This window comes from Ruegeria sp. YTSA168, from assembly GCF_059610045.1.
On record NZ_JBXWMW010000001.1, the window covers coordinates 511204 to 524385 of the forward strand.

Consider the following 13182-nt stretch of genomic DNA (forward strand, 5'->3'; position numbering starts at 1 on the left):
TCAACATTAAATCGTATCAGAGCCCCTTGGCAGCCAGCTCGTCAACAGTGCTCTTGTTAATCTCCAAGAGGTTATCGGTGATGATGTTGCGGGTTGCGGCATCCGGACTGACAACACCCAATCCCTCGATCTCGGTTCCTTCCGAGATTTCTTCGCCGTTCACCAGCATGTCGCCTAAAGTGACAAACACGCGGCCCGCCTCAGCTGGGTTCCACATGAACCCGCCAGAAATGACATCTTCTTTCAGCAGCTTCTGGCCCTGACCGGGTGAGAACGGCCCAAGCACATGGACCTTGCCGCCCAAGCGACGTTCCTCGATCGCGCGCCCTGCCCCGATCGGACCTTGGCTGCCAAAGGCAAGGAAGCCACGCAAATCAGGATTGGCTGCGATCAGGTCAAGTGCGGTTGAACGGCTGTCATCAACACTTTCTGCAACGCCATAACGATCACCCACCGGCTGCAACTTGTCAGAGCAGTTCTCAGCCAGCCATGCGATGCCGGCATCCGCCCAAGCGTTGTGAAGCGGTACAGTCAGTGAACCCACGTAAACGGCATAAGTACCCGGCTCTTCGGTTTTCTCACAAAGAAGCTTGGCATGCGCTTCACCGAATCCATCTGCAGAAGCCAGTTCGAAGTTCCAATCCACGTTGTTCAACCCGGGCCCTTCGTGCGCGATCACTTTGATCCCGGCGTCCATGGCCTTCTGCAACACGGGTTCAAGCGCCGCCTCATCGTTGGGCACCACGCCGATGACATCCACACCCTTCGCAATGAGATCTTCAATCGCACGAACCTGAAGGGCCGGGTCGGCTGAGGTCGGTCCGATCATCTCGGCGCTGACACCCAGCTCACCGGCACGTTCCTTGATTCCTTCTTCCATAGCGTTGAACCAAGGGATCCCTCCAATTTTGACGACGATTCCCATAGTAGTCTCAGCAGCGACATTGGTTGCACCAAGAGCAAAAGCGCAGACTGAGGCTGCGAGTATCGGTCTAAGTTTCATAGTTTCCTCCCAGGTTGGCCAGCGCCGAAAAGACAGCGCACAGCAAAAATCAAACTGCACCATCGGTTGTTCTTTGTTGCGCAATCGATGGTGCAAAGGCTATATGGAACACACTAATCTTGTCAAAGGGGAATCTTCGGTGTCGACAACCGAGACTAAGAAACAGGTCACGATTTACGACATCGCCGACCGGGCTGGCACCTCGGCCAGTACTGTTGGTGCTGTTCTGAACGGCTCATGGCGCAATCGACGCATCAGTGAAAAGCGCGCCAAGACGATTCAGCAAATCGCAAACGAAATGGGCTATGCACCCAATATGCAGGCCCGCGCCCTTCGCAGCGTCAGGTCAAGCATGATTGGCATGATTATTCCGATGTACGACAACCGTTACTTCGGCGCGATCGCCGAACGTTTCGAAATGGCGGCCCGTGCCAGAGGGCTTTTGCCCATGACCTCTTGCACACATCGTGAACCAGAGCTGGAACTTGCGACGGTCAAGCAGATGCTGTCGTACAATGTAGACCGGATCGTCTGTGCCGGTGCCTCTGACCCCGATACCATCGCCCGGATTTGCAAGGCGCAGGGCGTTCCAACGATCAACCTTGATCTGCCCGGTACAGTAGCGACTTCTATCATTTCCGACAACTACACAGGCGCATATAGATTGACTGCAGCCCTGATAAAACATGCGCAAGCAAAAGGTCGGGATTGGCAGAACGAGTTTCTGTTCCTGGGCGGCCGCCCGACCGATCACAACACAAGCGAAAGAATACGCGGTTTCCGTGATGCGGTCTCGGACGCAGGGGCTAGACCTTTGGACGAGAACATACTGGCCTGCGGCTACGCAGCCGCCAAGTCTAAGGCCGCATTTGCCGCAAAGTTGAAAGAAACGGGCCGAATGCCGACTGCGATGTTCGTAAACTCGACGATATCGTTGGAGGGTGTATTTGATTGGTTGGCGCAGAATGACAGGGCCGCACTAGACACAATTCTGTTTGGAAGCTTTGATTGGGATCCGTTTGCTCAGTATATGGCGCAGAATCTGTTCTCCGTTCGACAGGATGTCTCGGCGATGGTGGACACGATGTTCAGGATTATTGATGGTGAACCACCCCATGAACCTGAAATCATCCAGATTGCGCCAATTGTCATATCTGACAAAACAGGCTGCGACACCGCCTCCTCGTCACAGATTTAGCGAATAGTTCCCAGTTCGCCGTTTGGGCTCAAATGCTGTGCCGAAGAAGTTCAAAAACTATTTCCGGAACGCGATGTACTTAGCCCTTAAGGTGCTGCCAATTCCTGACGTAGACGCCGTTCAACGTCTTGCAGACCCTTAAAAGCCTCGTAACGGGCATCATGTAGTTGTGCGGTCACGCCAGATTTTGGTGAGAACCGATCCTTTTCTGACGACATCCTCGCCATTGCCTCCTCAAGAGACGTTTCTGGCTGGCTTGCCACAGCACCTAGCATGGCTGCACCCAACAGAACCGGCTCAGGTGAAGTTGTCGATAGAACAGGAGCGCCGCTAGCATCTGCCAAAAGTTGCTTGATCGTGGCGCTTTCCCCTGCTCCACCACTAATCGCGACGGTCGAAGGATGAACACCATGTGCGGCTTGCGCCTCCATAATCTGGCGCATCCCATAACCTACCCCAAGCACTGCAGCGACATAGGTTGCAATGAGGTCATCGCTATCATTTGCCAGCGTTAGGCCAGAAACGATTCCGGTTGCGTCCGGGTCGGCATAAGGTGCCCGGTTGCCCAGAAAATCCGGGACAATTATCCGGGACCCTGCCAGTCGGACCGCATCGCTTGCATCTGACACGCGCCGTTCGACCTCGCGCAAAAGAAACGATTGCAGCGACATGCCCTTTGCTTGCGCGAGGGAGGTTGCGTCGCTGCTTGATGGATGGCTCGTGATTAGGTGCGCGATCGCTTCCCCGGCCGTGGATTGCCCCCCTTCTGACAACCACATTCCCGGCACCATGGCCGAATAGTATGGCCCCCACACACCCGGAACCTTGTGCGCAGTCTTTGAAGTCGACATCGTGCAGGCGGACGTTCCGAATACATAGGCCATCGTCGACTCGGGTCCTGTTTCGGGATTAGCGCCTACGGTGCCGATACCCCCGGCATGAGCATCAATCAAACCCGCGCCAACGGGTGTACCTTCAAGCAACCCCATGCTCGATGCGGCTTGAGCGGTCAATCCCTGTGCCAGAGGTGTCCCGGGGGCCACGATCTCCTGCCCGATACGGGCATACTCCTCAGATGGCAATTCTGACAGACCAATCTGGTTGAAATAACTGTCATCCCACCGACGTTCATGTGCCAGGTAAGTCCATTTGCATGTCACCGTACAAGCGGAGCGATCCAGTGACCCTGTTGCGGCCCATGTCAAATAATCCGGCAGGTCAAAGAATTGGCCGGCGCTGCGGAAGGAGTCCGGCATATTCTCTTTAATCCACAGCAGCTTGGGCGTCTGCATCTCAGGAGAAATCCGCCCGCCAACATAGTCCAAAACGGGGTGGCCCAGTCCATTGATACGCTCGGCCTGATCCTTGGCCCGGTGGTCCATCCAAACGATTACGTTGCGCTCGGCCTTACCCGAGGCGCTGATGCTCAGCGGTTGCATGGTCTGGTCCAGGACGACCATTGAACACGCCGCATCGAAACCAACACCTTTGACCTGCGAGGCCTCGATTCCACTCTCCTCAACCGCGCCTCGAACACAGGCACACACAGCCTGCCAGATGTCTGTCGAAGACTGCTCGGCTATATCGCCGGTGTCGCGCCACATTTGAATGTCTTGCTTTCGGCTGGCAAACAATGTGCCGTTGCTGTCGAAAACACCCGCCCTGGCACTGCCGGTCCCAACGTCTACGCCTACAAAACAGCTCATAGGTCCACCGCGTTTGGCAGGATGACAAGATCCCGGATCGTGACATTCGCGGGGCGGCTGAGCATGAAAACCACGCAATCGGCCACTTCTTTGGGTTGCATCAGACTCCCCTCGGCCAATGCTTGTTCCATTTTTTCCTTCGGCCAGTCATCCAGCAAAGCGGTCACTACAGGACCTGGCAAAACAGCGCCAACCCGCACACCATGCTTGGCAACCTGCCGTCTGACAGAGTGGGTGAAGGCCTGCACCGCATGTTTTGAGGCTGTATAGATGGGCTCCCACACGACGGGAATGACACCTGCGATGGAACTGGTCATGATGATATCACCCGACCCCTGTTTGGCCAGATATGGCAAAACCGCCTGCACCGAGCGAAACGCCGCATTTATGTTGAGGTTCAAAACACGATCCCACGCATCCGGATCGCCTTCCAGAACGTCCCCACCAATGTAAGCGCCAGCATTGGCGTGGAACGCGTCCAGACGCCCCGCTTTTCCGAGGATTTCTGGCAGCATCTGGTCCACGCTGTCAGGACTCGCAACGTCTGTAACGATTGAAAAAGCGTCGTCCCCCAAGTCATCGCAAACTGTCTTTAGTGCCGCTTCATTCCGATCAACCAAAGCAACCGTGGCCCCTGCCGCGATACACTCTTTGGCACAAGCCAGCCCAATCCCCGACGCAGCGCCCGTTATCGCGATCACCTTGCCCGCCAGATCAACCATTCAGTTGCCTCCTCTACATCAAACTGTACCGTTTTTCCTCACCTTCCGGGAAGTCTCCGCAGTGCCGAAAACAGATCGACGGGCCAACCCCAAACCCAGAGGGTTGGTTTGCAAAACGCATCATATGCTTGAATACCCCCCTTCGATCATCATGATCGCACCGTTCACCAGATCGGATGCGGGGGCAGCCAGATATAGGGCCATATCTGCGATCTCGACAGGTTCGCCAAAACGGCCCAAAGGCGTTCTCTCGATAAACGGATCTTTCTTTTCCGGCGCCGACCACAGCTCTTTCCCCATTTCGGTTAGCACGACGGTTGGGCAGATCGCGTTGACCTGAACGTTGTACGGCGCCGCTTCGGTCATGAGCGATTTCGTCAGAGAATTGAGCGCCCCCTTGGAGGTGGCGTAGGCCGCGTGATCGGCTAAGGCAATAACGCCCGTCTGCGATGAAATGTTGATGATCTTGCCCTGTCGCCGTTCCATCATGCCAGGCAGTACCGCGCGGGATAGGATAAAGGGCGCTGTTAGATTTACCGCCAAAGTGCGCTGCCAATCCGTCAGATCATAGTCAACAACCGGCCCGGTCAGGGCAATTCCGGCAGAGTTTACGAGAATATCGACCCGTCCAAAAACCTCCAATGCCCTGGCTGCGACCAAGGCCGTTTCTTCGGCATCAGCCAAGTCTCCGGTTATTGCTGCAAAATCTCGCCCCAATGCTTGAACCTCAGTTCCCAATTGCGCAAGCCGGTCCTTGTCGCGGCCATGCGCCGCGATGTCCGCTCCTGCATCCGCAAAAACCTGTGCAATTGAGGTTCCAATCCCTGAAGATGCACCGGTGATCAGCGCTTTCTTTCCCTTCAAACTGAAACGGGTTTCCCAGGGCATGAGCTATTCCAAATTCGTGTGATTGGCGCGCATATCCTCGGGCGTGACGGCCATCCTGTCGCGCAGGTCCAGCACAAGAAGCTCGAAGAACAGGAGCATGAGCACCTCATAGAGCGACCCCATCGGCAGCACAGACGTGGCATCGGGACCTTGGTCTGCGGCCATGGTTTGCGCGGGAAGGTGAACGGTCAGATCCACAGCCTGTGGCACGGCACCCTCGGGTTCTGCAGTGATGCAGACAACTTTGGCACCGGCCTCCCGCGCAACGCCCACCAACGCCGCCACAGTCGAAAAATGCCCTGGTCCTGCGCTGACAAGCAGGATGTCCGATGCCCCGACCGGTGGCGCCGTCATGTCGCCGACCACATGGGCGTCACAGCCCAAGTGAAACAACCGCATCGCGAGCGCCTTCATCATCAGGCCCTCGCGACCGACACCGTAGCAAAGGATCTGCCGTGAATTGGCAAGAGCCTCAGATAAAGGCGCGATCTGTTTCAAAACGTGACCGGACAAGCCCGGTCGTAGTTCAGACAGGACCTGTTCGGCCAAATTGTCCAAAACGTCGGTCATGTTCGGTCCAACCGAATCTGGATTTTGACATCTGTTGGTCGCGCCTCAACTGCACGGTCGAACGCTTCGATGCTGTTCTCAAAGTCAAATGTTTCAGAGATCAGAGGTTTCACATCCACTTTACCCGACCCAAGCAATGCTATGGCCCGGTCATACATATTGGCATAGCGAAACACCGTCTCCATCCTGATTTCCTTGGACTGAGCCAGAACAATGTCGACCGGCACAGGATCGACCGGCATGCCTACCCAGACTACACAGCCCGCAGGGGCTACGGCATCGAGAGCGTTTTGAATTGAGGTGGCGGCGCCGGCACATTCGAAAACCACATCCGCGCCCCATCCTTCGGTCGCGTCGCGCACAACGGCTGAGGGGTCATCGCGTCCGATCAAAACAGGTTCGATATTGTCATATTGTGCAGCAACCGACAGCTTTTCCTCAACCAGGTCAGAGATATAGACCTTGGCGCAACCACCGGCCAGCGCGGCCAGAGCCACCATTATGCCAATTGGCCCTGCACCGGTGACAAGCGCCACATCACCCGGTTTGATCTGCGCTTTGGTTGCTGCCTGCATGCCAATTGCAAAGGGTTCGACCATTGCCCCTTCGGCAAAGCTGATGTGGTCGGGCAAGCGATAGGTGAACGCCGCAGGATGTACGACCGAGGGGGTCAGGCAGCCATGCACCGGAGGCGTGGCCCAAAACTGCACAGATGGGTCCACATTGTAGGCACCAAGCTTTGCGGCCTTGGACCGGGTGTTGGGAATGCCGGGCTCCATACAGACCCGATCACCGACACCGATGTCCGTTACGTCTGACCCGACCTCGGTAATCACACCTGCAGCCTCGTGTCCTAGCACCATAGGCGCGTTCACGACAAAGGGCCCAATCTTGCCATGGGTGTAGTAGTGAACATCGCTGCCGCACACCCCAACCGTATCTATCGCGACGCGGACATCCTCAGGGCCCAATGTCTTGGCCAGCTCAATCTCGCGCAGCGCAAGGCTGCGGGCTTTTTCCAGAACCAGAGCTTTGGCCATCCTACACCTCCCTTATGTTCTGTTGGTTTCAAGCAAAGCGGCTGCCGTGTTCTCATCCGTAACAAGCGTGTCGACAAAACCGCGCTTCAGGGCCGCAGCAATGATCGGCGTTTTATGAAGGCCACCAGCGGCCAGAATGACATTGTCTATTTCGGCCATCTCATCCAGCGACAGGCCAATGACACATTGGTTCAACGGATGATCAATCAGCTCACCATCCGCATTCAAGATGTGCCCGGTGATATCACCTACTCCGCCTTTGGCGATCAGATCGGCCGGATCGACCCGGTTTGGCAAGGCATCACGCACCAGCAGCGAACTCTCCAGATCCCCCGTAGCCAGCGCAATTGCACCGCAAGATCGAATCTTTTCCAGCATATCCCGGATCACGTCCTGATCCATGAACAGTGCCTGACTCTCCGGGCTACCCGCATAAAGCGGCGCGGTGAAAAAGCTGTGTTCGGCGTTGCATAAATCAGCCAGCCGCGTTGTGATCTCGTACCCGTTCACGTCCGATCCGCGCGAGACGCCGCCCATGATCGACACGATCTCAAGATCAGGACGGTCGAGCGGCTGCATGTGGCGCGTCGCGAGGTTCAAAGTGTTGCCCCAGGACATGCCAAAATGAGTCAGGTTCGGGTCGCTCAAGACTTCGCCCAAATGCGCACCCAGCCCCGCAGCAACCAGCGGGGTGACTGACACACGGTCCTCGGGCGAAGGCACCACAACTGCGCGGGTCAGTTTGAACTGCCGCTCAAGCTCCCATTCAAATTGCGCCGCTGCCGCAAAAACGGAATCCACACTGACACGCAAAATGCCACGCCGCCGCGCCTCGCTGAGCGCTTTGTTTACACGCAGCCGCGTTGTTCCAAACCGCTCGGCCGCGTCGGCCTGTGTCATGCCCTCGACCTCGCAGGCCCAGCACAGCCGCACCAATAGCTGTTCTTCCGGATCGATCTGGTCAAGTTTGATATAGCGTGACATGGGTGTCCTTTCCTTTTGGTTTCGTTCTAACGCAACGAAACGGGAAAGGGAGTGGTCGAAGACTTCATTTCACGGCTCCCATCGTCAGGCCACGCACCAATTGCTTGGAGGCGATGAGCGCGAAGATAAGAACCGGGATCACGATCAGCGTCGATGTGGCCATGATCTTACCGTACGGCAAATTGTAGCCTTCCATGAAAGACACGGCCATTGCGGGGGCCGTTTTGGCTTCGGTTCTGGTCAAGATCAGACCGAACATCAGTTCGTTCCACGAGAATATGAAAGAAAAGATCGCCGATACGGCTACACCAGGCATGGCCAATGGCAGGCAGATTTTACGCATGATGGTAAACTGCGAGGCCCCTTCCAGCCGTGCGGCCTCGTCCAGATCATAGGGTATGCCTCTGAATTGATCTGTCACGATCCATATTACGATCGGCAAGTTGAAGGTCAGGTAGATCAGGATCAGCGTGATGTGTTTATCCAGCAGCGACAGGTTACGGGCGATCAGAAAGAACGGAAGAGCCAGAACAATGGGGGAAACCATCCGATTGGTAATGAACCAGAACCAAAGGTCTTTTTTTCCGCGAAACTCGAACCTGGCCAGCGCAAAGGCGGCAGGAACGCCCAGAACTAGCGCCAGCAACGTCGTAGAGATAGCAATGATCAGCGAATTTATCAGTGTACGTAGTACCCCGTCTTCGAACAGGGCCTCACGATAGTTGGCCAGTGTCGGTTCGAATAGCCACACGGGGGGCGCTTCAAGCGCTACCACCTGCGTTTTTAGGGAAGTCGTGACCATCCAGTAAAACGGGAAGACACAGACCAGAATGATCAAAGCCAGCAAGGCAATCTGAGACCAGTATGAGCGGGTCGTCATCATGGCTCAGACCTCTTTGTAGAAGACGCGGATGTAGATTTGCGCCAGTACAATGGTGATTATCAGCAGGATAATGGCCTGCGCCGAGGCCAGCCCCTGATCGAAGCCGCGAAAACCGACCCGTTGGATCATAAGCGAAATGAACTCGGTCGACGATCCCGGCCCGCCACGTGTCAGCGTGAACACCATGTCGAACAGTTTCAAAGTATCCGCTGTTCGCAGGATCAGCACCGCAACCAGACCCGGCACCAGAAAGGGCAGTTGCACATAGCGCAGAACAATCCATTTGGACTTGGTTTCCAGGCGCGCGGCCTCTTCCACTTCGCCCGGCACCATGGTCAGACCTGCCAGAAGAACCAGCGCTACAAACGGTGTCCATTGCCAGACGTCCCAGAACACAATCATGGCAAAAGCATTCTGGGGATCGCCGATCCAGTTTATGTCGGCCCCGCCCAAAAGCTGGTTCACTACGCCAAACTTCTGGTTGAACATCACCTGACCCAGCAGGCCCACAACCGCGTAGGTCGTGGCCATCGGTAGAACGAGGCTTAGGCGCGCCATTGTTTTTACCAGTGTCAGACCAGGTTGATGCAACACCAACGCAATGCCCAGACCGAGTGCGATTTGCAGCGGCAGGGCCGTACCCAGCAAGAAAAACGTGCGGCCCATCGCCTGCCAGAACACTTCATCCGTCAGAACGGTCCAATAGTTTTCAAAACCTATGAATTCGACCCGCTTCAGTTTTGTAAGGTTGTAGAAATGCGCTGAAGTCCAAGCCGCGTAAAGCAATGGCGCGATGCCCACCGCGGCAAGACCGATGACCGCTGGACCGATGAATGCAAGTATTGTTCTGCGGGGTACTTGGCCGCGCATGTCCGTCCTCCAGCTGACCCTCTCGAACAGGGTGCAGGGGCGCCAAATATGCGCCCCCGCTTCTTTGTTTCACTGTGCCAGCGGTTTGTCGCCAGAGTAGTATCCGGCTGCGTCCAGGACGGCCTCCATCCGGGTGCCGATCTCTTGTGCACCTTCCTCGGTCGAAACCTCACCCAGCATCATTTTGGTGCCCCATTCCTGAACGATCTCGGTGATCTCGGGCCACTCCGCGAAACGGGGGCGGAATTCCGGCACGCCGTCTTGCCAGCTCTCGACCAGTGCGGGCACAAACTTGAAGTCTTCCAAACCGTCTTCCTGATAGACAGACTGACGGGCCGGAACACCACCGCGCTCAAGGTATTCCCGCGCGTTGGCTTTCGAGGTTGCCCACTGGATGAACAAATAGGCTGCCGCTTGTTCGGCTTCGTCTGCTTGCGAAGCTACTGCCAGAGAGAACCCGCCAAGTGCTGGCTTGCGGCCCGCAGGGCCTGTGGGCTCGGGTGCGATTTCAACGCAATCCGCCACTTTCGATGTCTCGGGCGAGACGACCGACGAATAGAAGGCCGACCATTCGGTGATCATTGCGATGTCGCCTTGACTGAACCCATTCACGGTTTCGGCATGGTCATATGCCACGATACCGTCAGGCATGTATTCCATCAGTTCCTGACGGAACTTTAGTCCTGCCTGGCTTTCGTCACTCATCAGATTGGACTTGAATTCATCGTCTAGGAACGAACCGCCAAAGGGCCACAGCATCCGTGCAAAGCTGTCAGCAGACTGGGTTTCATTCCGCTTGGACTGCAGCGCAAAGGCGTATTTTCCGTCTTTTGTCAGCGCCGGGCCATATGTGTCCTTCAGCTCTTGCCAAGTTTCCGGTGGGCCGTCGAACCCGGCTTCTTCCAGCATGCAGCGATTATAGAACATCAGGCCTGAATAGTTGTCGAACGGCAGCCCATACAGCGTGTCGTTCCAGCCACCAAAGGCATTCAGCACCAGAGGAAAAAAGTCATCGATATCCAGATCTGGATCAACTGCGTCAGGGAACTTTGCCTGCACATCCGCTAACGGAATGATCCAATCGTTCTCTGCAAAGTTGCCTATCCAAACAAGGTCAATCAGTGCAATATCCAGATCACCGCCAGCCACAAAATCCCGCACCTGTTCACCCAGAGCGTTCTCATAGGGATGCTTGATGACGTTTACCTTTATTCCCGTTTCCGCTTCGAACTCGGGCAGCATGGCTTCGATCGCCTCATACCCCGGGCGCAGCAGGAACACGACGTCAATGGTTGTGCCCGCATAGGGTTCGGCAGCCTTTTTTAGGCTCCAGTCATCATCTGCAACGGCCGCACCGGTCGCGATGATGCTGGCGACGGCTGCGGTACCCAGCAAGTTTCTAAGAGTTTTCATTCTCAGGTCTCCTCCCAGTTCAAAATTCTTTTGCATACTAGTTCATACAAAAGTATTTTTCCGACTTGAAAGTCAATACATTTGTTTCTACTGATAAACAAAAGATAATTTGCGGACCGCAGCGTTCGCCGTTGGGGAGGGGTTGCCTTGGCTGGCATCAGAATTGAAGGGCTCGACAAATTTTACGGTGAAACACAGGCGCTGTTCGATGTTAGTCTGGACATCAGGGACGGGGAGTTTGTTGTATTCGTAGGGCCATCGGGTTGTGGCAAATCAACCCTTTTGCGAACACTGGCTGGATTGGAGGGTGCCGACTCGGGGCGTATCGAGATTGACGGGCTGGACGTGACGCATGCTGAACCTGCCGACCGTGAGCTAGCGATGGTGTTCCAGTCCTATGCCCTCTACCCGCACATGAGCGTGCGCGAGAACATGGATTTCGGCATGAAAGTCAACGGATTTGCGCCTGCCTTGCGGCAGGAACGGATCGCCGAAGCAGCCCGTATCCTACAGCTGGAAGACTATCTTGATCGCAAGCCCTCACAGCTGTCGGGTGGTCAGCGCCAGCGTGTGGCCATTGGTCGGGCCATCGTCAAAAATCCAAAGGTCTTCCTGTTTGACGAGCCGCTGTCCAATCTGGACGCAAAACTGCGGGTGCAGATGCGGGTCGAGCTGGAAGGCCTGCACAAACAACTCGCCGCAACGATGATCTATGTGACCCATGACCAGGTTGAAGCCATGACAATGGCCGACAAAATCGTTGTTTTGAATGGCGGACGCGTCGAGCAGGTTGGAACTCCGATGGAATTGTATCATTCACCCCGATCACGCTTTGTTGCCGAGTTTATCGGTTCCCCGGCCATGAATGTGTTTGCGCCCAGTAACACAGTGAGCGGATTGACCATCAAGCCGGAGGCGGCTTTCGTCGGCTGCCGCCCCGAACATCTTGAGCTGGTGCAACAAGACGCGGGCAATACCGACGCCACGGTCAGGGTCAAGGAACAGCTGGGAGGCGAGAGCTTGCTATACCTCACACTCCCTGACAATAGCGAGATCGTAGCGCGCGTCGGCGGTGACGACGATACACCTGTTGGTCAAACCGTAGGTGTTCGAGTCCCCGAAAATCGACTGCATCAATTTAGTGCCGACGGGCGCGCATTGTAACGGTGCGCGCGATGGCAGGCGACAACGCCAAGGGTTCCAAGCCGGATGCGCAGCCTCCTATATCGCTTGAGGCGTTCGATCTGATTATTTTTGATTTTGATGGAGTTATTGCCGATAGCGAGATCATCTCGCTGTCCACATTAAAAGAAACTCTGACAGAGTATGGTATCGACCTGCAGGCACAAGAGGTCCGAAGCCTATTTCTGGGCAAATCTCTCTCGACAATTGAAGCTTTTGTTACTGAGCACAGCACAACCTCTGCCAGAGGTTTTGCGCATACATGGCAGGCCAAGTTGTTCCGACGTTTCAAGCGGGAACTCTCACCTATTGCTGATGTCAAAGATTTTTTGGGAGTGTTGACTACGTTGAACCTTCCGTATTGCATCGCCTCCAGCGGGACGTTCGAACGGATCAGTGTTGCCCTGACGGCGATGCAGATGACCGCGTTGTTTGATAACATCTTCAGCGCCGAGCAGGTTGAACACGGCAAACCAGCACCAGACTTGTTTCTATACGCCGCTGCTCAGGTCGGTGTTCCCCCCAGAAAATGCCTTGTGATCGAAGACTCACCTTATGGCGTGCGCGCTGCCAAGACGGCTAACATGTATTGTGCCGGATTTGTGGGTGGGGCGCATCTACGTGGTATTGAAGACCAGCATGGCGAGTTTCTTCGTCAGCAAGGAGCTGATCTGATCATATCATCCTATGAATCACTTGCGCCCGCCCTATTCAGGTAGCGGG

General features: G+C 55.6%; 13 protein-coding genes. 3 read left to right on the plus strand and 10 right to left on the minus strand.

Going from position 1 to position 13182, the window contains the following annotated elements:
* Nucleotides 1-16: 16 nt before the first annotated feature.
* Nucleotides 17-1003: a substrate-binding domain-containing protein gene (locus tag AC2FFE_RS02575; protein ID WP_480548201.1), complete on the minus strand. Its 987-nt coding sequence runs from the start codon at nt 1001-1003 to the stop codon at nt 17-19.
* 139 nt (nt 1004-1142) lie between these two features.
* Here AC2FFE_RS02575 and AC2FFE_RS02580 point away from each other — a divergent pair, with 139 nt between their 5' ends.
* A complete protein-coding gene (locus tag AC2FFE_RS02580) occupies nt 1143-2201 on the plus strand; it encodes a LacI family DNA-binding transcriptional regulator (protein WP_480543852.1) in 1059 nt (352 codons plus the stop codon).
* 86 nt (nt 2202-2287) lie between these two features.
* Here AC2FFE_RS02580 and AC2FFE_RS02585 read toward each other — a convergent pair whose 3' ends face one another.
* The 9 genes from AC2FFE_RS02585 to AC2FFE_RS02625 all read right to left on the minus strand — a co-directional run bounded on the left by AC2FFE_RS02585 (nt 2288) and on the right by AC2FFE_RS02625 (nt 11277).
* The gene (locus tag AC2FFE_RS02585) at nt 2288-3907 is read right to left on the minus strand and encodes an FGGY-family carbohydrate kinase (protein WP_496821137.1); all 1620 of its coding nucleotides are present in this window, start codon (nt 3905-3907) and stop codon (nt 2288-2290) included.
* The gene (locus AC2FFE_RS02590) at nt 3904-4629 is read right to left on the minus strand and encodes an SDR family oxidoreductase (protein ID WP_480543854.1); all 726 of its coding nucleotides are present in this window, start codon (nt 4627-4629) and stop codon (nt 3904-3906) included. Before AC2FFE_RS02590 ends, AC2FFE_RS02585 begins: the two co-directional genes overlap by 4 nt.
* Nucleotides 4630-4749: 120 nt before the next feature.
* Nucleotides 4750-5517, minus strand: coding sequence for an SDR family NAD(P)-dependent oxidoreductase (locus AC2FFE_RS02595; RefSeq protein ID WP_496834480.1), 768 nt, complete (start codon nt 5515-5517; stop codon nt 4750-4752).
* 3 nt (nt 5518-5520) lie between these two features.
* Complete coding sequence (locus tag AC2FFE_RS02600; RefSeq protein WP_496845758.1) at nt 5521-6087, minus strand: SIS domain-containing protein; 567 nt, start codon at nt 6085-6087, stop codon at nt 5521-5523.
* Nucleotides 6084-7127, minus strand: coding sequence for an NAD(P)-dependent alcohol dehydrogenase (locus AC2FFE_RS02605; RefSeq protein WP_496821134.1), 1044 nt, complete (start codon nt 7125-7127; stop codon nt 6084-6086). The genes AC2FFE_RS02600 and AC2FFE_RS02605 overlap by 4 nt, the downstream gene beginning before the upstream one ends.
* Nucleotides 7128-7139: 12 nt before the next feature.
* Nucleotides 7140-8111, minus strand: coding sequence for a sugar-binding transcriptional regulator (locus AC2FFE_RS02610; protein ID WP_496821133.1), 972 nt, complete (start codon nt 8109-8111; stop codon nt 7140-7142).
* A gap of 64 nt (nt 8112-8175) precedes the next feature.
* Nucleotides 8176-8994: a carbohydrate ABC transporter permease gene (locus AC2FFE_RS02615; RefSeq protein ID WP_496821132.1), complete on the minus strand. Its 819-nt coding sequence runs from the start codon at nt 8992-8994 to the stop codon at nt 8176-8178.
* A 3-nt stretch (nt 8995-8997) separates the two neighbouring features.
* Nucleotides 8998-9864, minus strand: coding sequence for a carbohydrate ABC transporter permease (locus tag AC2FFE_RS02620; protein WP_496821131.1), 867 nt, complete (start codon nt 9862-9864; stop codon nt 8998-9000).
* 69 nt (nt 9865-9933) lie between these two features.
* On the minus strand, nt 9934-11277 hold the full coding sequence (locus AC2FFE_RS02625; protein WP_496821130.1) for an ABC transporter substrate-binding protein: 1344 nt from the start codon (nt 11275-11277) through the stop codon (nt 9934-9936).
* A gap of 147 nt (nt 11278-11424) precedes the next feature.
* Here AC2FFE_RS02625 and AC2FFE_RS02630 point away from each other — a divergent pair, with 147 nt between their 5' ends.
* Together AC2FFE_RS02630 and AC2FFE_RS02635 are read left to right on the plus strand one after the other, a co-directional pair.
* Entirely contained in the window at nt 11425-12441 is a 1017-nt protein-coding gene (locus AC2FFE_RS02630) for an ABC transporter ATP-binding protein (RefSeq protein WP_496845759.1), read from the plus strand.
* An 11-nt stretch (nt 12442-12452) separates the two neighbouring features.
* Entirely contained in the window at nt 12453-13178 is a 726-nt protein-coding gene (locus tag AC2FFE_RS02635; RefSeq protein ID WP_496845760.1) for an HAD family hydrolase, read from the plus strand.
* The last annotated feature ends 4 nt before the right edge of the window (nt 13179-13182 follow it).

Bases quoted from the DNA above. Each gene is read 5' to 3' on its own strand.
- AC2FFE_RS02575 (WP_480548201.1), bottom strand. From the start codon at position 1,003: ATGAAACTTAGACCGATACTCGCAGCCTCAGTCTGCGCTTTTGCTCTT.
- AC2FFE_RS02625 (WP_496821130.1), bottom strand. From the start codon at position 11,277: ATGAAAACTCTTAGAAACTTGCTGGGTACCGCAGCCGTCGCCAGCATC.
- AC2FFE_RS02590 (WP_480543854.1), bottom strand. From the start codon at position 4,629: ATGGTTGATCTGGCGGGCAAGGTGATCGCGATAACGGGCGCTGCGTCG.
- AC2FFE_RS02600 (WP_496845758.1), bottom strand. From the start codon at position 6,087: ATGACCGACGTTTTGGACAATTTGGCCGAACAGGTCCTGTCTGAACTA.
- AC2FFE_RS02585 (WP_496821137.1), bottom strand. From the start codon at position 3,907: ATGAGCTGTTTTGTAGGCGTAGACGTTGGGACCGGCAGTGCCAGGGCG.
- AC2FFE_RS02610 (WP_496821133.1), bottom strand. From the start codon at position 8,111: ATGTCACGCTATATCAAACTTGACCAGATCGATCCGGAAGAACAGCTA.
- AC2FFE_RS02620 (WP_496821131.1), bottom strand. From the start codon at position 9,864: ATGCGCGGCCAAGTACCCCGCAGAACAATACTTGCATTCATCGGTCCA.
- AC2FFE_RS02605 (WP_496821134.1), bottom strand. From the start codon at position 7,127: ATGGCCAAAGCTCTGGTTCTGGAAAAAGCCCGCAGCCTTGCGCTGCGC.
- AC2FFE_RS02615 (WP_496821132.1), bottom strand. From the start codon at position 8,994: ATGATGACGACCCGCTCATACTGGTCTCAGATTGCCTTGCTGGCTTTG.
- AC2FFE_RS02595 (WP_496834480.1), bottom strand. From the start codon at position 5,517: ATGCCCTGGGAAACCCGTTTCAGTTTGAAGGGAAAGAAAGCGCTGATC.
- AC2FFE_RS02635 (WP_496845760.1), top strand. From the start codon at position 12,453: ATGGCAGGCGACAACGCCAAGGGTTCCAAGCCGGATGCGCAGCCTCCT.